This window comes from Rhizobium album (genome assembly GCF_003122325.1).
Taxonomy (GTDB): domain Bacteria; phylum Pseudomonadota; class Alphaproteobacteria; order Rhizobiales; family Rhizobiaceae; genus Metarhizobium; species Metarhizobium album.
Genome location: NZ_QFBC01000020.1, coordinates 70,287 through 93,995, shown reverse-complemented (window position 1 = coordinate 93,995; position 23,709 = coordinate 70,287). Strand labels below are relative to the sequence as shown.

The 23,709-nt window shown below is 61.4% G+C and carries 19 protein-coding genes; 8 read left to right on the top strand and 11 right to left on the bottom strand.

Going from position 1 to position 23,709, the window contains the following annotated elements:
* The first annotated feature begins 11 nt into the window (after positions 1 to 11).
* From mce to DEM27_RS29070, 5 genes are all read left to right on the top strand, one after another.
* Positions 12 to 416, top strand: coding sequence for a methylmalonyl-CoA epimerase (gene mce, locus DEM27_RS29090; RefSeq protein ID WP_109461752.1), 405 nt, complete (start codon positions 12 to 14; stop codon positions 414 to 416).
* A 171-nt stretch (positions 417 to 587) separates the two neighbouring features.
* The gene (locus tag DEM27_RS29085) at positions 588 to 857 is read left to right on the top strand and encodes a DUF1467 family protein (RefSeq protein ID WP_109461751.1); all 270 of its coding nucleotides are present in this window, start codon (positions 588 to 590) and stop codon (positions 855 to 857) included.
* 566 nt (positions 858 to 1,423) lie between these two features.
* Positions 1,424 to 2,746: a proline--tRNA ligase gene (gene proS / locus DEM27_RS29080; RefSeq protein ID WP_109461750.1), complete on the top strand. Its 1,323-nt coding sequence runs from the start codon at positions 1,424 to 1,426 to the stop codon at positions 2,744 to 2,746.
* A gap of 14 nt (positions 2,747 to 2,760) precedes the next feature.
* Entirely contained in the window at positions 2,761 to 4,068 is a 1,308-nt protein-coding gene (locus DEM27_RS29075; RefSeq protein ID WP_109461749.1) for a lipoprotein-releasing ABC transporter permease subunit, read from the top strand.
* Between the two features lie 15 nt (positions 4,069 to 4,083).
* Complete coding sequence (locus DEM27_RS29070) at positions 4,084 to 4,767, top strand: ABC transporter ATP-binding protein (RefSeq protein ID WP_109461748.1); 684 nt, start codon at positions 4,084 to 4,086, stop codon at positions 4,765 to 4,767.
* Between the two features lie 21 nt (positions 4,768 to 4,788).
* On the opposite strand, the gene DEM27_RS29065 is transcribed toward DEM27_RS29070, so the two are convergent.
* Positions 4,789 to 5,373, bottom strand: a complete 585-nt coding sequence (locus tag DEM27_RS29065; RefSeq protein ID WP_109461747.1) for a hypothetical protein — start codon at positions 5,371 to 5,373, stop codon at positions 4,789 to 4,791.
* 363 nt (positions 5,374 to 5,736) lie between these two features.
* Here DEM27_RS29065 and dnaE point away from each other — a divergent pair, with 363 nt between their 5' ends.
* The gene (dnaE, locus tag DEM27_RS29060) at positions 5,737 to 9,237 is read left to right on the top strand and encodes a DNA polymerase III subunit alpha (RefSeq protein ID WP_109461746.1); all 3,501 of its coding nucleotides are present in this window, start codon (positions 5,737 to 5,739) and stop codon (positions 9,235 to 9,237) included.
* Between the two features lie 100 nt (positions 9,238 to 9,337).
* Here dnaE and DEM27_RS29055 read toward each other — a convergent pair whose 3' ends face one another.
* From DEM27_RS29055 to DEM27_RS29040, 4 genes are all read right to left on the bottom strand, one after another.
* A complete protein-coding gene (locus DEM27_RS29055; protein ID WP_109461745.1) occupies positions 9,338 to 10,603 on the bottom strand; it encodes a L,D-transpeptidase family protein in 1,266 nt (421 codons plus the stop codon).
* A 185-nt stretch (positions 10,604 to 10,788) separates the two neighbouring features.
* Positions 10,789 to 12,078 carry a DNA polymerase IV gene (locus tag DEM27_RS29050; protein ID WP_109461744.1) on the bottom strand — a complete coding sequence of 430 codons (1,290 nt, stop codon included), beginning with the start codon at positions 12,076 to 12,078 and terminating at the stop codon, positions 10,789 to 10,791.
* A gap of 120 nt (positions 12,079 to 12,198) precedes the next feature.
* Entirely contained in the window at positions 12,199 to 12,867 is a 669-nt protein-coding gene (locus DEM27_RS29045) for a hypothetical protein (protein WP_109461743.1), read from the bottom strand.
* The gene (locus tag DEM27_RS29040) at positions 12,867 to 13,175 is read right to left on the bottom strand and encodes a DUF3572 domain-containing protein (RefSeq protein ID WP_109461742.1); all 309 of its coding nucleotides are present in this window, start codon (positions 13,173 to 13,175) and stop codon (positions 12,867 to 12,869) included. The genes DEM27_RS29045 and DEM27_RS29040 overlap by 1 nt, the downstream gene beginning before the upstream one ends.
* Before the next feature lie 127 nt (positions 13,176 to 13,302).
* Between DEM27_RS29040 and DEM27_RS29035 the strand changes: the two genes are divergently transcribed.
* Entirely contained in the window at positions 13,303 to 13,674 is a 372-nt protein-coding gene (locus DEM27_RS29035) for a response regulator (protein WP_028754034.1), read from the top strand.
* Positions 13,675 to 13,692: 18 nt separating this feature from the next.
* Positions 13,693 to 15,060 (top strand): PleD family two-component system response regulator, encoded by a 1,368-nt coding sequence (locus DEM27_RS29030; RefSeq protein ID WP_109461741.1) that lies wholly within the window; start codon positions 13,693 to 13,695, stop codon positions 15,058 to 15,060.
* Between the two features lie 793 nt (positions 15,061 to 15,853).
* On the opposite strand, the gene rpmG is transcribed toward DEM27_RS29030, so the two are convergent.
* The 6 genes from rpmG to topA form a co-directional block, all read right to left on the bottom strand.
* The gene (gene rpmG, locus DEM27_RS29025) at positions 15,854 to 16,021 is read right to left on the bottom strand and encodes a 50S ribosomal protein L33 (RefSeq protein WP_003547442.1); all 168 of its coding nucleotides are present in this window, start codon (positions 16,019 to 16,021) and stop codon (positions 15,854 to 15,856) included.
* 96 nt (positions 16,022 to 16,117) lie between these two features.
* Entirely contained in the window at positions 16,118 to 17,302 is a 1,185-nt protein-coding gene (locus tag DEM27_RS29020) for an MFS transporter (RefSeq protein WP_109461740.1), read from the bottom strand.
* 13 nt (positions 17,303 to 17,315) lie between these two features.
* Complete coding sequence (locus DEM27_RS29015; protein WP_245446205.1) at positions 17,316 to 18,011, bottom strand: NUDIX hydrolase; 696 nt, start codon at positions 18,009 to 18,011, stop codon at positions 17,316 to 17,318.
* Positions 18,008 to 18,463, bottom strand: a complete 456-nt coding sequence (locus DEM27_RS29010) for a DUF983 domain-containing protein (protein WP_109461738.1) — start codon at positions 18,461 to 18,463, stop codon at positions 18,008 to 18,010. Before DEM27_RS29010 ends, DEM27_RS29015 begins: the two co-directional genes overlap by 4 nt.
* A gap of 36 nt (positions 18,464 to 18,499) precedes the next feature.
* The gene (gene rnr / locus DEM27_RS29005; RefSeq protein WP_109461737.1) at positions 18,500 to 20,857 is read right to left on the bottom strand and encodes a ribonuclease R; all 2,358 of its coding nucleotides are present in this window, start codon (positions 20,855 to 20,857) and stop codon (positions 18,500 to 18,502) included.
* The gene (topA, locus tag DEM27_RS29000) at positions 20,858 to 23,530 is read right to left on the bottom strand and encodes a type I DNA topoisomerase (protein WP_109461736.1); all 2,673 of its coding nucleotides are present in this window, start codon (positions 23,528 to 23,530) and stop codon (positions 20,858 to 20,860) included. It abuts the gene before it with no gap.
* Positions 23,531 to 23,709: the final 179 nt, after the last annotated feature.

The following is a 23,709-nucleotide window of genomic DNA, read 5'->3' as shown; positions in this document are numbered from 1 at the left end:
AGGAGACCGTCATGCTCGGACGCATCAATCACATCGCCATCGCCGTGCCGGATATCGGCAAGGCATCCGATGCCTATCGCGACACGCTGGGCGCGGCGGTCTCGCAAAGGCAGGCCTTGCCGGAGCATGGCGTGACCGTGGTCTTCGTGGAACTGCCGAACACCAAGGTGGAACTGCTGGAGCCGCTTGGCGAGACCTCGCCCATTGCCGCCTTCCTGGCGAAAAACCCCGATGGCGGCATGCACCATATCTGCTACGAAGTGGATGACATCCTTGTCGCCCGCGACCGCCTTGTCGCCGCCGGTGCCCGCGTGCTCGGCAACGGCGATCCCAAGATCGGCGCGCACGGCAAGCCGGTTCTTTTCCTGCACCCCAAGGATTTTTTCGGCACGCTGATCGAACTCGAGCAACTGTGACAATAAGGCCGGTTTGAGCTTGACCGGCTTTGGCCTTATAAGGCCTCTACAGCGCCGCGCGTCTTTCAAGTCGCGCCAAGGACGCCGTAGCAGCTTATCCAGAGGCCGTTCGCCCGGCTGAAACCAAGGGCATCTCCGCATACGGAGCGGCAAGGCCCGGAAGGACGACCGATGCAGCTTTTTTCCATCTTTGCAGTGTATTTCATCGTCTGGTGGATCACGCTTTTCGCGATCCTGCCGATCGGCCTGCGCACGCAGGCGGAGGACGATCATGTCGTGCCCGGCACCGTCGAAAGCGCCCCGACGCGTTTCCAGGCGAAGAAGGTTCTGCTGCTGACGACGCTGGTCTCCGCCGTGCTCTACGGTCTCTGGTATCTCTGTTCCGTCTATCTCGGCTTCAGCATCGATGCCCTGCCGCGCTTCATTCCCAAATTCGATTGAGTTTTGTTGCGGCCTGCCGACAAAGGCCCGCTACGGCCTTTCGTCATACGGATTTCATAAAAGCCTGCGATGAGAGGCTGCTTTTGAAAAGCAGCGTTGCAAAAGATAAGTCGCAGGCAAAAAGCAAAAAAAAACAAGGCTGGAAGCCTTGTTTTTAAAGTATCGCGTGATCTCTAACCGTTACCGGGGCTGCGAGCGAGCGCGCCTAAGACCTAATCCTCCCAAGACTTTGACCGCGAAACGACAAGAATTTAATCTCCTTGCCTCTTTTGTGAGCCGAAACTAGCTCAGAGATTGGGCTTTGTCATCCGATTTTTTTGCATTTTTGCTACACTTCGATACATTTTTTCTGTTGACAAGCGAGAAGTGTAATTTCAGTTCTGGCTCGCCTCAATTCTGCCGTGAAATCATATTTCGAGTGGCCATCATTCGAGCTTCACGCCGCAAATGCGTGTTTCAGGCGGGTTTCTTTCGCCCCGCGAAGCGGCTAAGAACATCTTCCAAAATCGCCCCTGTTCATTGATTCCCGGCAGTCGAGGGAATCCCAAAAATTTCTGGACCAGCCTATGCGCCTTTCCCGCTTTTTCATGCCTATCCTGAAGGAAAATCCCAAGGAAGCCGAGATCGTCTCCCATCGGCTGATGCTGCGCTCCGGCATGGTCCGCCAGCAGTCGCAGGGCATCTATAGCTGGCTGCCGATGGGCAAGCGGGTTCTGGACAAGGTCAACAAGATCATCCGCGAGGAGCAGAATCGCTCCGGCGCCATCGAACTGCTGATGCCGACGCTGCAATCCGCCGAACTCTGGCAGGAAAGCGGCCGTTACGACGCCTATGGCAAGGAAATGCTGCGGATCAAGGACCGTCAGGAGCGCCCGATGCTCTACGGCCCGACCAACGAGGAGATGGTCACCGATATCTTCCGGTCCTACGTCAAATCCTACAAGAACCTGCCGCTGAACCTCTACCACATCCAGCTGAAGTTTCGCGACGAGATCCGCCCGCGCTTCGGCACCATGCGGTCGCGCGAGTTCCTGATGAAGGATGCCTATTCCTTCGACCTGACGAAGGAAGGTGCCGAACATTCCTACCGCAAGATGTTCGCCGCCTACCTGCGCACCTTCTCGCGGCTTGGCCTGCGCGCCATTCCGATGCGCGCCGACACCGGCCCGATCGGCGGCAATCTCAGCCACGAATTCATCATCCTTGCCGATACCGGCGAATCGGAGGTCTTCTGCCACAAGGATTTCGTCGATTTCGACATTCCGGCCGAAGATACCGATTTCGACAACGTCGCCGGCATGCAGTCGATCTTCGACAAGTGGACGTCGGTCTACGCCGCCACCTCCGAAATGCACGACGAGGCGGCTTTTAATGCCATACCGGAAGGCGATCGCCTTTCGGCCCGCGGCATCGAGGTCGGCCATATCTTCTATTTCGGCACGAAATATTCCGAGCCGATGGGCGCCAAGGTGCAGGGGCCAGACGGCAAGGAACATGTTGTCCACATGGGTTCCTACGGTATTGGCCCCACCCGCCTTGTTCCAGCCATCATTGAAGCATCGCATGATGAAAACGGAATCATCTGGCCGGCATCCGTCGCGCCGTTCGATTCCGTGATCATCAACATGAAGGCGGGCGACGAGGCCTGCGATGCGGCCAGCGAAAGGCTGTATGCGGCTCTCGGCAACGCCGGTCAGGATGTGCTTTACGACGATACGGACGATCGCGCCGGCACGAAGTTCGCCGCCGCCGATCTGATCGGTGTTCCGGTGCAGGTCATCGTCGGTCCGCGCTCCATCGCCAATGGCGAAGTGGAGCTCAAGGACCGCAAGACCGGGGCACGCGAGACGCTGACCGTTGAAGCGGCATTGAACAAGCTGACCGGCTGACAGAAGGGGAAAACATGGCGGTAGATGCGGTGAAGGAAACGGCGGAACAGCCTGGCAAGAGCAAGGCCGGCCGCCCGTTTTCCGCCTTCGAACGGATCGTGGCCTGGCGCTATCTCCGGGCGCGGCGCAAGGAAGCCTTCATCTCCGTTATCGCCGGCTTTTCCTTCATCGGCATCATGCTCGGTGTCGCGACGCTGATCATCGTCATGGCGGTGATGAACGGTTTCCGCACCGAGCTGATTTCCCGCATTCTCGGCGTCAACGGCCACATGATCGTCCAGCCGATCGACACGCCGCTCGACAATTACGACGAACTGGCCAGGAAATTCGCGGCCGTGCCCGGCGTCACCATGGCCCTGCCGCTGGTCGAGGGGCAGACGCTGGCCTCCGGCCGCGGCGGCGCGGGAACCGGCGCTCTGGTGCGCGGCATTCGGCCCGAAGACATCGAGGCGCTGAAGACCGTCTCCAGCAACGTCAAGAGCGGCGATCTCGTCGGTTTTGCCGCGGGGCAGGGCGTGCTGATCGGTTCTCGCATGGCAAGCCAACTCGGCCTCAACGCCGGCGACCAGATCACGCTGATGTCGCCCGAGGGCGATATCACGCCGCTCGGCGTCAACCCGCGCATCAAGTCCTATGTCGTCTCCGGCATCTTCGAGATCGGCATGTCGGAATATGATTCCTCGATCATCTACATGCCGCTCGAGGAGGCGCAGCTGTATTTCAACGCCGAAGGCGTGGTGCAGTCGATCGAGCTGTTCGTCGCCAATCCCGATACGGTCGATGAGTTGCGTCCGAAGCTCGAGGAAGCGGCCGGCCGCCAGGTGTTCATCACCGACTGGCGCCAGCGCAACCAGACCTTCTTCTCCGCCCTGCAGGTGGAACGCAACGTCATGTTCATGATCCTGACGCTGATCGTGCTGGTGGCGGCGCTCAACATCATTTCCGGCCTGATCATGCTGGTGAAGGACAAGGGCAGCGACATCGCCATCCTGCGCACCATGGGGGCGACGTCGGGCTCGATCATGCGGATCTTCTTCATGACCGGGGCGGCCATCGGCATTGCCGGCACGCTGGCTGGCGTGCTGCTTGGCGTTATCGTCTGTCTCAACATCGAATCGATCCGGCAGTTTTTCTCCTGGATTTCCGGCACGGTGCTGTTCGACCCGGAACTCTATTTCCTCAGCCAGCTTCCCGCCGACATGAATGTTGGCGAAACCGTATCGGTGGTGATCATGGCGCTGACCCTGTCGTTCCTCGCCACGATCGTTCCCGCCTGGCGCGCTTCACGGCTCGATCCCGTGCAGGCGCTGCGTTACGAATAAGGACGACACGCATACATGAAACGTAAAATCGCACTGCAGCTATCCGGGGTCGAACGCCACTACGGCCAGGGCGACACCGTCCTGTCGATTCTCAAGGGCGCGGATTTCACGCTGCATTCCGGCGAGATCGTCGCCCTGGTGGCGCCGTCCGGCACCGGCAAGTCGACGCTGCTGCACGTCGCCGGGCTGCTGGAGCATCCCGACAAGGGCGAGGTCTTCATCAACGGCAAGAGCTGCAACAATCTGCCCGACGACCAGCGGACGGCGATCCGCCGCTCGGAGATCGGCTTCGTTTACCAGTTCCATCACCTGCTGCCGGAATTTTCGGCGCTGGAAAACATCATGATGCCGCAGCTGATCGGCGGGCTTGCCTGGAACGAGACCCGCGAGCGTGCCAGCCAGCTGCTCGACTACATGCGGATTGGCCATCGCGCCACCCATCGCCCGGCGGAGCTTTCCGGCGGCGAGCAGCAGCGCGTGGCGATTGCCCGCGCCGTTGCCAATGCGCCGCTGGTGCTGCTGGCCGACGAGCCGACGGGTAATCTCGACCCGGAAACGGCTCATTATGTCTTCGACGCGCTGGAAGCCCTGGTGCGCCAGTCGGGCTTGGCAGCCGTCATCGCCACGCACAATCTCGACCTTGCCCGCCGCATGGACCGTCGCGTGACGATCAGCGACGGCAAGGTGCACGAGATCTGATCTTGCGGTTTTTCCTGCGGCTCAATCGCTGCTGCAGGGACCGCGATCCTTGGTATCGTCCCAATCCTGGATGGTGATGAACTTCGGTTCGACACGCAGTTCCTTGTCGTTCACCTTGGCCTTGCCGGTCAGCACGTTGTAATCGCAGGTCGTTCCGGCATTGGGGTCGAGCGTGTCGTAGTCGTTGTAGGTATAGCCGGCGACGACGAAATCGCCGTTGCGATAAGCGAGCGTCATCCTCTGTTCCCAGCGGTTGCGGCCGATACCGCTGTTTTGCGAATGCACGGCGATGGAGCCGTTCGCCAGCGCGGTCAGCGACGGATCCTGGCCGAACATGCCGTCCAGGCTGCTGTTGCCCCAGATCTTGCCCGGCGCTTCGGCCACCAGCTTGAGCAGCGGATGATCCTTGTCGCGGACATAGATGTAGATGCCGATCATGTCCTCGCCTTCCGCCGGCGCCACGAGAAGGGCAAGGTCCGACTGGTCGTCCTTGTTCCAGTCGCCGGTCACGGCATCGATGATGCGCTCCGGGGCGATCGGTTCGGCAGCCAGGGCAGCGGATGTGCCCGTGACGAGCGCCACGGCGGCGAGCAGGGCTCGGATCATTCTCGTACTCCTCTTTTTCGACTGTGTTTTCATATCCAAACCCCGAGGAGGGGTCCAGCATCCGCGTGATGGGAGAATAGCGGGGAACGGCTCAAAATTGGGATTGACACCGGAACCAAAAGAGAACAAAATAAAAACATAAGAGGTAAGGAGAGATGCAATGACTGATTTTATTCGTGATATCGCTGCCTTCGCTTCCATTGTGACGTTTATCGCCAGCCTGTCGGTGATCATGATGGCGATGTGAGGACGCAAGCTCGCGTCCGTGATAATTTCCTGCAGAACCTTTGGGCCGTACTGGACTCTGCTGCCTGGGAAGCCGACAATCAGGCTTGATTCAAGTGAATGATTGGAAGGCATGCGATGGCAACGGTAGGGGCTGTGTCGGGCGTCGGAGGCGAAAGCCGGGGCGCGCTGGAATTCGTTCATCTGCGGGTTCATTCTGCCTATTCCCTGCTTGAGGGCGCTTTGCCTCTCAAGAAGATCCTGAGCAAGGCTGCTGCCGACGGCCAGCCGGCAATTGCCATCACCGATACCAACAATCTCTTCGTTGCGCTGGAATTTTCCGAAAAGGCTGTCGGTGAGGGTCTGCAACCGATCATCGGTTGCCAGGTGTCGATCGACATGGAGGACGGACAGGAGACCGACAAGCGCGGCCTGCAATCCTTCGTCAAGCTGCCGTCGGTGGTATTGCTCGCCGCCAATGCGGTCGGATACGAAAATCTCGTCGACCTCGTCAGCCGCGCCTATCTCGGCGGCGAGGGCAACGGCTCCGTCAATATTCGCCTGTCCTGGCTGCAGGAAGGTGGCACCGACGGCTTGATCGTGCTGACCGGCGGCGTCGGCGGTCCCGTTGACATCGCCTCGAGGGAGGGGCATGCGGCGATGGCCGAGCAACGCCTCTTGACGCTGAAGGCGCTGTTCGGCGATCAGCTTTACATCGAGCTGCAGCGGCATGGTAATTACGACCGCCGACACGAAGCGAGAATGGTAGATCTCGCTTACGCTCATGACGTACCTCTGGTGGCCACCAACGAAGCGTTTTTTCCGTCTCCCGATGATTTCGATGCCCATGATGCGCTGATGGCGGTGGCGCACAATGCGATCGTCTCCGACGACAGCCGGTTCCGCTTGACGCCGGACCATTATCTGAAAAGCCGCGCGGATATGGCCAGGCTGTTTGCGGACCTGCCGGAAGCTTTGGAAAATACGGTGGAGATCGCCCGGCGATGCTCGTTCGTACTCAAGACCCGCAAGCCGATCCTGCCGCGCTTCACCAGCGCGGCGACAAGCGACGAGGAGGAGGCTGATCGCGCCGAAGGGGCAGAATTGCGCCGACAGGCCGAAGAAGGCCTCGACCACCGCCTGGCGACGCTCGGCATGGCGGAAGGGTACGACGAGAAGGACTATCGCGAGCGGTTGCAGTTCGAACTCGGCGTCATCGAACGCATGAAGTTTCCGGGCTACTTCCTGATCGTTGCCGACTTCATCAAATGGGCGAAGCTGCAGGATATCCCGGTCGGTCCGGGGCGTGGTTCGGGTGCGGGCTCGCTCGTCGCTTATGCGCTGACGATCACCGACGTCGATCCGTTGCGATTCTCGCTGCTGTTCGAACGCTTTCTCAATCCGGACCGCGTTTCGATGCCGGACTTCGACATCGACTTTTGCCAGGACCGGCGCGAAGAGGTGATCCGCTACGTCCAGCAGAAATACGGCCGCGAGCAGGTGGCGCAGATCATCACCTTCGGTTCGCTGCAGGCGCGCGCGGCACTGCGCGACGTCGGCCGCGTGCTGGAGATGCCTTACGGCCAGGTCGACAAGATCTGCAAGCTCGTGCCCAACAACCCTGCCAATCCGACGCCGCTGTACAAGGCGATCGAGGAGGAGCCGAAACTGCGGGAGGAGGCGGAAAAAGAACCCGTCGTCGCCCGACTGCTGGATATCGCCCAGAAGATCGAAGGCCTTTACCGGCACGCGTCGACCCACGCCGCCGGCATCGTCATCGGTGATAGGCCGCTGTCGAAGCTGGTGCCGATGTACCGCGATCCGCGGTCGGACATGCCGGTCACCCAGTTCAACATGAAATGGGTCGAGCAGGCGGGCCTGGTGAAGTTCGACTTCCTCGGCCTCAAGACGCTGACCGTGCTGAAGACCGGCGTCGATTTCATCGCCAAGCGCGGCATCGAGGTGAAACTCGAAAGCCTGCCGCTGGACGACGCGAAAACCTACGAAATGATGTCGCGCGGCGAAACGGTCGGCATCTTCCAGGTGGAAAGTGCCGGCATGCGCAAGGCGCTGATCGGCATGCGGCCGGACTGCATCGAGGACATCATCGCGCTGGTGGCGCTGTATCGCCCGGGTCCGATGGAAAACATCCCGGTTTACAACGCCCGCAAGCACGGCGAGGAGGAGATCGAGAGCATCCATCCGATGATCGACCACCTGCTCAAGGAAACGCAGGGCGTCATTGTCTACCAGGAACAGGTGATGCAGATCGCCCAGGTCCTTTCGGGCTATTCGCTCGGCGAGGCCGATCTTTTGCGCCGCGCCATGGGCAAGAAGATCAAGGAGGAGATGGACAAGCAGCGCGAGCGTTTCGTCACCGGCGCCGTCAAGAACGGCGTGTCGAAACCGCAATCGGACCTGATCTTCGACCTCTTGGCAAAGTTCGCCAATTACGGCTTCAACAAGTCGCACGCGGCGGCCTACGCCATCGTGTCTTACCAGACGGCCTATCTCAAGGCGCATTACCCGGTGGAATTCCTCGCCGCGTCGATGACCTACGATATGTCGAACACCGACAAGCTCAACGATTTCCGGCAGGATGCCAAGCGGCTCGGCATCAAGGTGGTGCCGCCATCGGTTCAGACCTCGTTCCGGATGTTCGAAACGGGCGACAACTGCATCTTCTATTCGCTCGCCGCCATCAAGGGCGTCGGCGAAGCGGCCGTCGAGCACATCGTTGCGGTGCGCGGCGACAAGCCTTTCGCCAGCATCGAGGATTTCTGCCTGCGTATCGATCCGAAGCAGGTGAACCGGCGAGTGTTCGAAAGCCTCATTTCGGCAGGCGCCTTCGATTGTTTCGGCCGTGACCGCGCCGAAATGATCGCCGGCCTCGACCGCATCATCGGTTATGCCCAGCGGGCACAGGAAAACAAGACGAGCGGCCAATCGGACATGTTCGGCTCGGGGGCCGCGACCGGGCCGGAAACCATCACCTTCCCCACCTTCGCGCCCTGGCTTGCCTCGGAAAAGATGCACCGCGAATTTCAGGTGCTCGGCTTCTATCTGTCGGCACACCCGCTGGATTCCTATGCGAGCCTGCTGTCGAAGATGCGGGTGCAGAGTTTTGCCGATTTTTCCGCTGCGGTGAAACAGGGTGCTTCCGCCGGACGACTGGCCGGCACGGTGACGATGAAGCAGGAGCGCAAGACGCGCACCGGCAACAAGATGGGCATCGTCTCCTTTTCCGATCCGTCCGGTCAGTACGAGGCGGTGCTGTTTTCCGAAGGCCTCAACCAGTACCGGGACCTTCTGGAGCCCGGAAAATCGCTGATCCTCACGGTCAATGCCGAAGAACGTCCCGAAGGCATCGGTCTCCGAATCCAGACGGCACAATCGCTCGAGGAAAAATCGATCCAGATGCAGAAGGCCTTGCGCATCTATGTGCGCGACGCCGGACCGCTTCGAACGGTCGCCGCCCATCTCAACGCCAAGGGTGACGGCCTGGTGTCCTTCATCGTCATCAAGGAAGAGGGCCAGCGCGAGATCGAGGTGGCATTGACGGAAAAATACCGTATCTCGCCGGAAATCGCCGCTGCCTTACGTTCGGCACCGGGTGTGATCGACGTCGAGCTGGTGTGAACGGTCTGGAAAAGATCACAGGATTACAAGCACATAAGAAAGGCGCCTGAATCTATGTTTCAGGCGCCTTTGCTTTTGGATGAGGATGCTGCCCTGCGGCTCAGCTCTTGGATTTGCCCTTCGGCGTCTTTTTCGTCAGCGTGATGAAGTCGGTCCCCTGGCCGGTTTCCGATCCCAGGCCGACATCGGCGATCGTCAGCGACGAGCCGTCGCTCAGAAGCGTTTCGATCTTGCGGCGCACGTCGTCGGGAATGCGGATGCGATCGAGCGTCTTCGACAGCAGATCGGGATCCTTGGCATCGGCGCTTTCGGTAATGCCGAGGCGCTTCATCTGCTGCTCGCTCAGATGGTTGTCGAGGCTGAGCGCATGCCATTCCACCTTGCCGGCGGTGCGCATTACGTCAGTTGCCTCGAAGAACAGCGTGCCGAGCGCCACCTCCGGCTGGTCGATGACCACGGGCGCCTCGATGATCGGTTTGAATTTCTGACGCACCAGGATCTGGCCGGAGGGCGGCGTGCCCTTGCCGGCGGCCTTGTAGAGTGCTGCCATGAATTCCGGGCTGAGCAACTCGCCCTTGGCCGGCAGGTTGTTGGCCGTCTTGAAGGCATTGATGGCGGCGATGGTCACGCTGCCGGCCTGGCCGTCGACATCGCCGGCGGCGTAACCCAGCGTGTTGAGCAGCGTCTGGGCGTCAATCATCGCTTCACGCGCGCCGCGGCGGGTGATGAGAATGCGGATCGGCGGCATGTCCTCGATCACGGCCGTCGCCGTGGCGCCTAACTTCGGCAGAACCTCGTTCATGGCGAGTTCGACCGGCCGCAGCACGGGATCGGGCGTCGTCGGCCGCAGTTCCGCGTCCGACATCAACTGTTCCTCGATCAGCGGATTGTGCGGCTTGAAGAGGTTCGAGTGGCTGAAGGCGACCGGCACCACCGGTTCGTCGGTGATGATCACATGCGCGCCGCGCTGCGTCATCTGGAACAGCGCCTTGGCAAATTTGCCGGGCATGCGCACGCAACCATGTGAGGCCGGATAGTTCGGCACATGGTTGGATTCGTGCAGGGCGACGCCGGACCAGGTGATGCGCTGCATGTAGGGCATCGGCGCGTTCGAATAGAGGTTGGATTCGTGATACTTCTTCTTTTCCAGAATGGAAAAGATGCCGGTCGGCGTCGAATGGCCGGGCTTGCCGGTCGAGACCTTCGAGGTTGCCACCACCTGGTCGCCGTTGTAGACGACGAGCGACTGGGCGTCGCGCGAGACGATGATCTGCAACGTCCGGCCATCATTCGCCAGCGCAGGCGGCGTGTAGGCGGTTGCGGCAAGCAGGGAAAGGCTGACGCCCAAGATCAAACGAGAAACCATCGTGCTATTCCTGACGCAAAACATATGCCGACAAAATATGTCGTGAAGTTTAAGGAAGTTTTGAAGCGTAGAGGAATTTCGAGAACCAGCTGAAACAATCGACAGCGCCGTTCCTGCACAACAACTAAGCATCCGTAAACGATCTTGTACATATCCACCGCCGGGTGGCTTCGAAACATCACGAATTATTGATCGCGGCGTCCCGTCTGGAAGGTATAACCGGTTTCGACAGTGTTTTTCCCGAATTTTTCGCGGAGCTTGTCGACGGCGGCCTCGGCGGCGGCGCGACGCGCGGCATGTGCGTCCACGAGGTCGGGCGGGTCGGCCCGGCCGGGATCGGTGAGATCGGTGACGCCGATGCCGAGAAGGCGGAATTTCGTTCCGTCGGCCTCTTTCTCCAGCATGCTCAGCCCGGTGCGGAAAATCCTGTCGGCAAGCTGCGTCGGATCCTCCAGCCGCTTGTTGCGGGTGCGGATCTTGAAGTCCGCGGTCTTGAGCTTCAGCACCACGGTATTGCCGGCGACTGCGTTCTTCTTCAGCCGCCAGGCGACCTTTTCGGAAAGGTTGCGCAGCAGCGGCACGAGGTCGTCGAAACGGGCGATGTCGTCGAAGAAGGTCGTCTCCGCCGAAACGCTCTTGGCGGTGTCGTTGAGATGCACCTCGCGATCGTCGATGCCGCGCGACAAGCGATAGAGGCGCTGGCCCATGGTGCCGTAGCGGCGCATCAGTTCGTTTTCCTCCATCGTCTGGAACTGCCCTATGGTGCGGATGCCGTCGCGTTCCAGCGTTGCGGCAAACGCCTTGCCGACGCCCCAGATCGTCGTGACGGGGCGGGGAGCGAGGAAATCGAGCGCCTCCCGCTGGCCGATGACCGAAAAGCCGCGCGGCTTCTGCAGGTCGGAGGCGACCTTGGCGAGGAACTTGCAATAGGAAAGGCCGATCGAGATGGTGATGCCGATCTCGTTTTCCACCCGTTTGGCAAAACGGGCGAGGATGCGCGCCGGCGGGTCGTGATGCAGCCTTTGTGTCCCGTCGAGTTCCAGGAACGCCTCGTCGATCGACAAGGGCTGAACCAGCGGCGTCAGATCCTGCATCATCGCCCGGATCTGCCGGCCGACCCTGACGTATTTTTCCATGTCCGGACGGATGACCACCGCTTCGGGACAGGCTTCGAGCGCCTTGAACATCGGCATCGCCGAGCGTACGCCATGGATGCGGGCGATGTAACAGGCGGTGGAGACGACGCCGCGCTTGCCGCCGCCGATGATGAGCGGCTTGTCCAGAAGCTCGGGATTGTCGCGTTTTTCGATCGCCGCATAAAAGGCGTCACAGTCGATATGGGCAAGCGTCAGGTCGTAGAGTTCGTCATGATAGACCAGCCGCGGGCTGCCGCAGGCGCGGCAACGCCTGGTCGGTGCCTGCTCGGCCAGGCAGTCGCGGCAGAAACCGGAATTGGACTTGGGTTCAGTGCTCATGTTCGGAACAAAGGTTGAACAGAGCGACGCTACGCCAGGACAGGCGAATCCTCAAGGCCAAGCTGGATCCGGCCGGCGTTTTCCCGGGAAAAGACGCGAGGCTGGAGTTACCCGTCTCCGTCAACCCGTCTGCGAACGGACGTCAGCGCAGACATGCGCCTGCAGCAGGCCGAAGGCCTCGGTCCATCCTGCGACGGCGCGAATGCCGGCGCAGGGCTCAGGAGCGAGGGCGCGGAAATCCGCATTGGCGAGCATCGTCAGAAGCAGGCAATCCGGCACGTGCTCGCGGACAGACAGGAGGTTGCGCTCGATGTCGTCGATAAAGGCGACCGGCAGCGGACGGGCGCCGTGCAGGGCCGTGACGACAGGGCCTTTCGGCCCCTCCGTCGCCACCATGGGAAAATGCAGGTCGAAGCGGTCGAGCAGGTTGCGCCGCACGATCCGGTGGCGCGGCGACATGGCGGTGAGAAACACGATATCGGCGTCATCCGCCAGCCGGTGCAGCGTCTCGACCGCCTGTTCCGCCGGCATCTGCCACTTGTCCTGCGCCGCGAAGAACGCATCGAGGAAGGCCGATACGATGGCCGCCTCCGGAACGGAGCCGTCCAGGGTCGAGACGATGTTGCCGTGGAGATGGAAGGAGCGCGGCAGAAGCTCGTGATTCTGGCTGCGCAGGAAAGCGGCAAATGGCGAAATGAACTCCAGCACCACCTCGTCGATATCGCAGACGATCAGCGGCCTGTCTGTCAGCCGGATGTGGTCGAGATCGTAATCCTGCCGAGTCGCCATCAGTATTCTCCGGAGTCCAGTCCCGGTTTCGAGAGCGTGCGCCAGGCGGCTGCAACGGTTTCGGGCGCGGTATCCGTTGCGGCGCAAAAGGCCATCAGGGTCGGTTCGTGCCCCATGATGAAGTCGATGAGCCCGGCAAGGAAGCCGGTATCGCCCATGGCGTGGCGCAGCTCGCCGGGTGCGACGCCCGTCAGGGCCAGGAAACGCGACAGCATGTCCGGTTCGTTTGCCAGCCAGGACAGCACGGCGATCGCCGTTTCCTGCGGATCTGCGGCCGCCGCCGCGCCTATTTTCGAACTGTTATGCATTTTGACGATCGGTTACCTTTTTCTCAACCAAATCCATCTACTCTGTCGGGCGAGATTGTAGAATGAATCCGCCGGACACCTATATAGAGGATGGGCCGGCCGGAAAAGCATTCAAGGACAAGCCGTAATGCCGAAACAGGTCATGATCGTAGAAGACAACGAGCTCAACATGAAGCTCTTTCGGGATCTGATCGAAGCCTCCGGCTATACGACCATCCAGACCCGCAACGGAATGGAAGCCCTGGATCTGGCGCGCAAGCACCGTCCGGACCTCATTCTCATGGATATCCAGCTTCCGGAGGTCTCGGGACTGGAAGTCACCAAATGGCTGAAGGAAGATGACGACCTGCATGTCATTCCGGTGATCGCCGTGACCGCTTTCGCCATGAAGGGCGACGAGGAGCGGATACGGCAGGGCGGATGCGAAGCCTACGTGTCCAAGCCGATTTCCGTGCCGAAATTCATCGAAACGATCAAGACCTATCTCGGCGATGCCTAAGGGAGCAGGGACGACACGATGACTGCACGTATCCTGGTCGTGGACGACATTCCCGCCAACGTCAAACTGCTCGAAGCGCGCCTTCTCGCCGAATATTTCGATGTGCTGACCGCTGCCGACGGCAAGACGGCGCTGGAGATCTGCGACCGCACCCAGGTCGACCTCATCCTCCTCGACATCATGATGCCGGGCATGGACGGATTCGAGGTCTGCGAACGTATCAAGGGCAATCCGCGCACCACGCATATTCCGGTCGTCATGGTGACGGCGCTGGACCAGCCGTCCGACCGGGTGAGGGGACTGAAGGCGGGTGCCGACGATTTTCTCACCAAGCCCGTCAACGACCTGCAGCTGATCTCGCGCGTCAAAAGCCTCCTGCGCCTCAAGACGCTGAGCGATGAATTGCGCTTCCGCGCCGAAACCGCCCACACTATCGGCCTGGAGGAAATGCTGAAGACGGACAGCCGGAGCGAAGAGGCGGCGCAGGTGCTGCTGGTTGATGGCCGCGGCAGCTCGCAGGAGCGTATCGTCAAGGCGCTGAAACCGATCGCCGATGTCATGGCGATGTCGGATCCGCAGGCAGCATTGTTCGAGGCAGCGGAAAACCCGTTCGAACTGGTCATCGTCAACTCGAATTTCGACGATTACGATCCGTTGCGCCTGTGCTCGCAGCTCAGGTCGCTGGAGCGGACGCGTTTCATACCGATCCTGCTGATCACAGAGCAGGGTGCCGACAGCATGATCGTGCGGGCGCTCGATCTCGGCGTCAACGACTATATCGTCCGGCCGCTCGATCCGAACGAACTCGTGGCGCGCTGCCTGACCCAGATACGCCGCAAGCGCTTCAACGACCGCCTGCGCACCAGCGTCAAGCAGACGATCGAACTGGCGGTAACCGACGGCCTGACCGGCCTGAACAACAGGCGCTATCTCGACAATCACCTGAAGCTGCTGTTCAGCCGGGCGATCGCCCGCGGCCGGCCGCTGTCCGTCTGCATCACCGACATCGACCGCTTCAAGAGCGTGAACGACACCTATGGCCACGATGCCGGCGACGAGGTGCTGAAGGAGTTTGCCCAACGCATCCGCGGGACAGTGCGCGGGGCCGATCTTGCCTGCCGCTATGGTGGCGAGGAGTTCGTGCTTGTGATGCCGGATACGCCGCCGGAAATGGCTGCGGCCGTGGCGGAGCGGCTGCGCGGTCGTATCGAAGGCGAGCCTTTCAGCCTGCCGGGCGGCGATCTGCTGAAGCTCACGGCCTCGATGGGCATATCCTCGACCACCGGCAGCATGGAAACTCCGGAGCAATTGCTCAAGCAGGCCGACCGGGCACTCTACGAAGCCAAGAATGGCGGACGCAACCGGGTCGTGGCGGCAGCGGCCTGAACGAATCAATTCTCGTCATGACGACAGTATTTTGAAGAACAGTCGGATCGGCTGGAGCATTCGGCGCGTCTGTGGATAACTTTTCCGAAGGAACGCGGCCTTTTTGCTATAAGGTTGTGCAGATGGTGGCGTTTTTCACCCATTATTGATCAATCGTATAGCGCGTGAAGATTCCCACAATTGCGACCGTGAAAATTTCGCGCATACAACACAGTTGAAGCGAAATGGCGCGGCTGCATCTGCCGTGATGGCGGTCCGGACTTTCGAAGGCACGATTAAGCTTTGATTCAATTGGGTATCTAAAAACTTAACAAAATATTGTTTGTGCGGGTCCCAAAATATACGTGCCGGCAATGAATCAATATTTTTAGTATTTTGGTTGTTTTAATTGGAAAATAAATCGCTTTCCTTACCATTATCCGTCGTTTTTAACCATAAAGGGACAAGGGTCCGTCTAAGCATTAAGAATTTGTTGATTTTCTTTTCATTTTGAGCAAATTATGCGTCATACAAAGAGACAACGCTCCTCGGAAAGAGGGCAGTCTTACCCCATGATGCTCAGGTCCGCCGCATCTCCTGGGTCGTGGGGTTGGCCGGTTGATATGCTACACGCGGTTCCTCGTGCCGCTGCATGTCAACCGGCCCCCTTTTCAAACGCCGCTTCCCCCGGGAGGCGGCGTTTTTTATTTCCGGCGGTTCAGGCATGGGAGGGAAACGGCGGCTGGCAGGCGGTAATAAAAAAGCGCGAAACCCGAGGGCTCGCGCTTTCTTTTAAACTTCCAGAAAGCAGATCTTACTTGATCTTGGTTTCCTTGAATTCGACGTGCTTCTTGGCAACCGGGTCGTACTTGGTCTTCGTCATCTTGTCCGTCATCGTACGGCTGTTCTTCGTCGTGACGTAGAAGAACCCGGTGTCGGCGGTCGACAGCAGCTTGATCTTGATGGTTGTAGCTTTCGCCATGGTCGTGGTCCTGCCTTTAATAAAAACGAAGCCGTGGACGGCCGGAAAGGGTCCACGGCTATTTCTGGCGCGAAACTACAAATCGCGCGTGAAAAGTCAAGTCCGTTTTGGCCCGAAAAGCAGGCGAGCCACCGAAAGCAGCACGTAGAGGCCAAAGAAGGCGGCAATTGCCCAGGCAAACCCGTCATTGCCGGTCATGTCGATGGTGGCGCCGATGGCCTGTGGGCCGGCGACGGTGCCGATGGCATAACAGAAGATGAAGGCGGCATTGGCGGCCGCCAGGTCCGCGCCGGTGAGTCGCGAGCCGAGATGGCTGAGGCCGACCGTGTAGAGACCGGCGACACAGCCGCCCCAGAACAACAGCACGGCCGCCATCATCAGCCAGTTGCCGGCCAGCAGCGGCAAGGTCATCGCGCCGACGAGGCCAATGACGGCCATGATGAAGAGCAGTGTACGACGGTCGGAGATCCGGTCCGAGAGCATGCCGAGCGGGATCTGGAAGATGACGTTGCCGATGCCCATGATGGTCAGAAGCAGCGCCGCCTGCGCCTCGGTGAAGCCCGAGCGGGTGGCATAGATCGGAAACAGCGACAGGCCGCCGGCCTCGACCGCGCCGAAGACGAAGACCGCCGCCGTGGCGCTCGGCACCAGGAAGACGTAGCGGAAGAAGTGCAGTTCCGGCTTCTCGTCCAGCACGGGGCTTTCGTAGCGGGCGATGAAGATCGGTATGGCAGCGAGCAGGATCGCGCCGGCGCCGATCAGGAACGGAAATACGCCCTCGCTGCCGACGATGGAGAAGATCAGCGGCCCGGCGGCAAAGCCGATGGACAGCACCGTCGAATAGATGCCGAGCACCATGCCGCGCCGGGAGGGCGGGGAGGCGGCGTTGATCCAGAATTCCGAAAGCACGAAGAGCGTGGTGGTGGCGCCGTGGAAGACCACCCGCAGCGGGAACCACATCCAGAAGGCTTCGGCGTAATAGAAGCCGAGCGCGCTGACGGCCGCCAGCAGCACGGCCCAGAGCATGGTATTGGCCACCCCGAAACGGTGGGCGAGCCATGTCGTCACCGGGGCCGCGGCCATGGCGGCGACGCCGGCCATGGCGGAGTTGAAGCCGATCAGCGTCGAGGAAATGCCGCGCTTTTCCAGGATGATGCTGAGCAGGGGCAGGCCGAGGCCGATGGCGATGCCGACGGCGCTGATCGCCGAAATGGCCGCAAACAGCGACGGCCAATGAATTTCCTCGACGTGACCCGGTGCGCCGTTGGACGGCTGAGACATAAAATGATCCTGCTTACACTGTGCTGCGGAATGACTGCCCGCGACGGCTATAATAAAACGGCACTGGGCTGCCAAACGGTAAAGCCGGGTCCATGCTCATCAGTTTTTTCAAGTCTTCGAGAACGGTGCGGGTTATCCGTGGCATGCTCAGGCTGTCGACATCGCGCAGATCGAGCCAGCGCAGATCATGCAGTTCCCCTGTATCACGGATGAGATCGGGATTTATTCCGGCTTCGTCGGCAAAGGTCGAAAAGAAGCGCGTGTCGAAACGCCGCACGTTGCCCGGCGGCGTGACGGCACGGGCGACATATCGCAGCGTATGCAGGCTTGCCCGGAGTCTGCCGCCGGCGGCATCCCCCAGCGTAAGGCCGGTTTCCTCGTGCAGTTCCCTGAGGGCTGCCAGCGCGATTGCCCGGGCGCTCTTCTCCGTTCCCCGTTCGCCGGTGAGCCTGGCGAGAACTAGGGGATGGAGATCGGATGCGAAGGGCAGAGCATGGTCGGATGCATCCCGCCGCCCGCCGGGAAAGACATAGGTATCCGGCATGAACACATGGCGGCTGCTGCGTTTGCCGACCAGCACGCGCGGAAAGCCCGTCGTCCGATCGATCAGGACGATCGTCGCGGCGTCGCGCGGACGAACGGAGGGACCGGCCGGGCGCTCGGCAGAGACTTCGACGCCCCATTCGGTCTTTTCGCCCGGCCGTTTCACTCGTGCTGTTCTCCGATATTGGGATCGTCGAGCTCGTCCTTGTGCCCGCCGAAGCCGTGCATACGCAGTGCCCATTGCAATCCGATGACGCCGCCCTTGATCGGCTGGATCGACAGCATCGCCGTCAGCACCGTAATGGGTGCCCAGATTGCCAGATGTGTCCACATCGACAGCGGCCAGACCAGATCCGTCATCATGTAGCCGCCGACCGTGACGTGGCCGATGACGAAGATGACGAGATAGGGCGGCAGGTCGTCGGAGCGCTGGTGGAACATTTCTTCGCCGCAGGCGGCGCAATGATCGACAGGCTTGAGGAAAGCGCGGAACAGCCGGCCGCTGCCGCAAGCAGGACAGGTGTTGCGCAGACCGCGGACGATGGAGCGTCCCACCGGTCGTTCCGCGACATCCGGACCGCCGAAGCGGATCGGTTCGTTGTCCTGTTGGGTGGCCATATCGGATCCTTCCTGAAAGCGTCTTTTGCGATTGCCTTAGCGGCGACCGCGCGGCGGACGGGTGCCCGGCTGCTTGCGTTGCCCGGCACCACGCCGCGATGTCTTGTGGAACGAACGCACCGCCGTCGGCATCTTGCGCCCCTCGCTCAGCATCTCGAACCGCAGGGCGCCGGCGAGCGGCACCGCTTCGGCCAGGCGCACCTGCACCTCATCGCCGAGGCGATAGCCGAGACCGGTGCGCTCGCCCGACAGCGCCTGGTGCGCCTCGTCGTAGATGAAATAGTCGTTGCCGAGGGTCGAGATCGGCACGAAGCCGTCGGCGCCGTAATCCGGCAGGCTGATGAACAGCCCCGATTTGGTGACACCCTGCACGCGGCCGGCAAATTCCTCGCCGATTCGACCGACGAGATGATGGGCGATCAGCCGGTCGACCGTCTCGCGTTCGGCCGCCATGGCGCGGCGCTCGAAGGTCGAGATTTCCGCGGCGATATCGTCGAGCGACGCCTCCTCGTCCGGCGTGATCCCGCCTTCGCCGAAGCCGAGCGACCCCACCAGGGCACGATGCACGATCAGGTCGGCATAACGGCGGATCGGCGAGGTGAAATGGGCGTACTTCATCAGGTTGAGGCCGAAATGGCCGATATTGTCGGGGCTGTAGATCGCCTGGCTCTGGGAGCGTAGCACCATCTCGTTGACCATGGTCTGGTGCGGCGTGTCTTCCGCCTTGGCGAGGACGCCGTTGAAGGAGTTGGCGCGCACATTGCCGCCCTTGGCGAGCGGAATGCCGAGCGTCGCCAGGAACTCCCGCAGCGTCTCCTGCTTGGCAAGCGACGGCGCGTCGTGGATGCGGTAGATCAGCGGCTGGCGCTTCTTCTCCAGCGTCTCGGCGGCGGCGACGTTCGCCTGGATCATCATCTCCTCGATCAGCTTGTGGGCATCGAGCCGCGGCGGCACGACGACGCGGTCCACCGTGCCGTCGGGCTTGAGCAGGATCTTGCGCTCCGGCATGTCGAGTTCCAGCGGCTGGCGCCGGTCGCGGCCGCGCTTCATCACGTGGTAGGCGTGCCATAGCGGCTTCAGGATCGGCTCGAGCAGCGGGCCGGTCTTGTCGTCGGGAGCGCCGTCGATGGCCGCCTGGGCCTGGCTGTAGGAGAGTTTGGCCGCACTCTTCATCATGATGCGATGGAAGGTGTGGCCGATCTTGCGGCCTTCGGAAGAAAAGGCCATCCGCACGGCGAGTGCCGGCCGGTCGACGCCTTCCTTCAGCGAGCAGAGATCGTTGGAGATGCGCTCGGGCAGCATCGGCACGACGCGATCCGGGAAATACACGGAATTGCCGCGCTTCAGCGCCTCGCGGTCGAGCGGCGAGCCAGGCCTGACGTACCAGGAGACATCGGCGATCGCCACCGTGACGACGACGCCGCCGACATTGTCCGGCGAAGGATCGGCTTCGGCATAGACGGCGTCGTCATGGTCCTTGGCGTCGGCCGGGTCGATGGTGATCAGCGGCAGCGTGCGCCAGTCCTCGCGGCTCGCCATGGTCGCGGCCTTGGCGGCTTCTGCCTCGGCCTCGACGGGCGGCGGGAAGATGTAGGGGATGCCGTGCGCATAGATGGCGATCATCGAGATCGCCTTTTCCGAGGCGACGGAACCGACCACCGTCAGGACCTTCGCCCGCGGCAGGCCGAAACGGCCGAGCCGCGCCACTTCGACCTCGACGAGATCGCCGTCCCTGGCTTCGCCGGTCGAGTCCGGATCGATGACCATTTCCTCGCCGCGCTTTTCGATCGGCATCAGCCGTCCACCGCCGCCGGGCGTCTCGCGGAACACGCCGAGCACGGCGTTCATGCGCTTGTCGATGACCTTGATGATGCGCGCCGTATAGGCCGGCCCGCCGCGTTCGCTCGCCGGGAAGATCTTCGCCAGGATGCGGTCGCCGAGGCCGGCGGCCGGCGTCTTGCCCTTGCCGCGCTTTTCGGAGGATTGGCGGATCAGCACCGCCGGTGCGACACCGGCGTCCTCCGGCCACTCGGCCGGCCGGCCGATCAGTTCGCCGTCCTTGTCGCGGGTGGTGATGTCGATCACGGTAACGGGCGGCAGGGCGCCGGGGCGGATCAGGGATTTGCGGTTCTTCTGGACGAGGCCGTCCTCTTCGAGCGAACGCAGCAGGTTCTTGAGCTCGACGCGGCTTTCGCCTTTCAGGCCGAAGGCCTTGGCCAGTTCGCGTTTGGATGCTTTTTCGGGATGGTCGGCGATGAAACGCAGGATCACGTCCCGCGGCGGCAGCACGCCCTGAATGATGCTGTCGTCGCTTCTTGCAGTCTCCGCGCGGGCGGCCCTGCCAGCCCGTTTGCCGGTCTGTGCTGCCTTGCCGCGCGGTTCTCTATTCGTCATTTAACTCTTCTTTGTCTTCGAGGCCGTCTTGGCCTTCGGTTTTGCCGCAGCCTTTGGCTTGGCGGCCTTCTTTGTTTCGCTCGTCTCGGCGGAGGCCTTGGCTTTTGCCGTCTTGGCAGGGGCCTTCGCCTTGGCGGACTTGCCGGAAGGCTTGCCGCCCTTTTCGACGATCAGCGCCAGCGCGTCCTCGACCGTCACCGATTGCGGATCCTTGCCCTTCGGCAGGGTGGCGTTGACCTTGCCCCAGTTGACATAGGGGCCGTAACGGCCGTCGCGCACGGTGATGGCGCCGCCGTCGGGATGGTCGCCCAGTTCCTTGAGCGCCGCAGGCGTCGCGCGGCCACGACCGCCCGCACCCTTGGTCTGCTTGTCGGCAAGCACGGTCACGGCACGGTTGAGGCCGATGGTGAACACGTCCTCGACTCCTTCGAGGTTGGCATAGGTGCCGTCATGCAGCACGAAGGGACCGTAGCGGCCGATGCCGGTCGAAATCATCTTGCCGGTTTCGGGGTGGGGGCCGACATCGCGCGGAAGCGACAGCAGCGCCAGGGCCTTTTCGTAATCGATGGTCGCCGGCGTCCAGCCTTTCGGCAGGGAAGAACGTTTCGCCTCCTTGCCGTCGCCGCGCTGTATATAGGGACCGAACCTGCCGCTGCGCAAGGTGATCTCCTCGCCGGTGAGCGGATCCTTGCCGAGCGCCTTGGGTTCGTTGAGTGCCGCCGCATCCGCCTCGCCGCCGTTTTCCGACGATAGCTGGCGGGTGTAGTTGCAGTCCGGATAGTTCGAGCAGCCGACGAAGGCGCCGTACTTGCCGAGCTTCAATGACAGCTGGCCGGTGCCGCACACCTGGCAGACGCGCGGATCGGAGCCGTCCTCGCGCTTCGGGAACACCAGCGGCGCCAGCATCTCGTTCAGTGCGTCGAGAACGTTGGTGACGCGCAGTTCCTTGGTGTCCTCGATCTGGGCGAAGAAATCGCGCCAGAAATCGCGCAACACATCCTTCCAGTTCAGTTCGCCGGCGGAAATGCGGTCGAGCTTTTCTTCGAGATCGGCGGTGAAATCATATTCGACATAGCGGTTGAAGAAGCTTTCGAGGAAAGCCGTCACCAACCGGCCCTTGGCCTGCGGCATGAGCTTGCGCTTGTCGATCGTCACATAGTCGCGGTCGCGCAGTGTCGCCAGCGTCGCGGCATAGGTGGAGGGGCGGCCGATGCCGAGCTCTTCCATCTTCTTGATCAGCGAAGCTTCGGAATAACGTGGCGGGGGTTCTGTGAAGTGCTGGGTGGCGTTGACCTTGTTCTTCACCAGCTTTTCGCGGGCGTTGATCTCCGGCAGGCGGCCGCCGTCCTCGCTGTCGTCGGCCTGTTCGCCGTCTTCCTTCTGGTCGGTATAAGCGGCGATGAAACCGTCGAAGCGAATGACGGAACCGACGGCGCGCAGGCCGGCCTTCTGCTCGCCATTGTCGGCGAGGATTTCGACGGTGGTGCGCTCGATTTCGGCGGACGCCATCTGGCTGGCGATACCACGCTTCCAGACGAGGTCGTAGAGGCGAAGCTGGTCGTCATCGAGGTAGCGGCGCACCGAATCCGGCGTGCGATTGAAATCCGTCGGGCGAATGGCTTCGTGGGCTTCCTGGGCGTTCTTCGCCTTGGTGGAATAGAGACGCGGCTTTTCCGGCAGGTAACGGGCACCGAACTGCTCGCCGATGGCATGGCGAGCGGCATCGATCGCTTCCGGCGCCATCTGCACGCCGTCGGTACGCATATAGGTGATGAGACCGACCGTCTCGCCGCCAATATCGGTGCCTTCATAGAGCTTCTGCGCCACCTGCATGGTGCGCGACGCCGAGAAGCCGAGCTTGGAGGAGGCGGCCTGCTGCAGCGTCGAGGTGGTAAAGGGCGGCGAGGGGTTGCGCTTGACCGGCTTGGCCTCGACGCTTTCCACGACGTAGCTTGCGCCTTCCAGAAGCGACTTCAGCCGGTTGGCCTCCTCGCCGTTGCCGATGGCGCGCGGCTGCAGGCGCTTGCCGTCCGCGGAAACCAGCCTGGCCTCGAACTCGTCGCCGCGCGGCGTCTTCAAAAGCGCCGAGATCTGCCAGTATTCTTCCGAAACGAAACGCTCGATTTCCGACTCGCGGTCGCAGACCAGGCGAAGCGCAACCGATTGCACCCGGCCGGCCGAACGGGCACCCGGCAGCTTGCGCCACAGAACGGGCGACAGATTGAAGCCGACGAGATAATCGAGGGCGCGGCGGGCGAGATAGGCATCGACCAGCGGCACATCGATGTCGCGCGGCTGCGCCATGGCATCGAGCACGGCCTTCTTGGTGATGGCGTTGAAGACGACGCGTTTGACCGGCTTGTCGCCGAGCACCTTCTTTTTCTTCAGCAGGTCGAGAACGTGCCAGGAAATGGCTTCGCCTTCGCGATCCGGGTCGGTCGCCAGAAACAGGCCGTCGGAGGATTTCACCGCATCTGCAATATCCTTGATGCGTTTGGCCGAAGCGCCGTCCACCTCCCAGAGCATCTCGAAATCCTGGTCGGGAAGCACCGAGCCGTCCTTGGCAGGCAGGTCGCGGACATGGCCGAAGGACGCCAGAACCTTGTAGCCGGGGCCAAGATACTTGTTGATCGTCTTGGCCTTGGCCGGCGATTCTACCACAACAACATTCATCACGGATCTCTAAAACAGTATGATTGCGCCATGAAACCGGAACTCATGGAGGGAAGGAGCGCGGTTTTCCGGATTTCCGACATGGACAGTGATTTCGTCGCGGTCAAGAGGCTTAGGGCAATTTATATGCCGTTTACGGGCTGCACACCAAAATACAACCATTGAGAGCTTCGACAGTT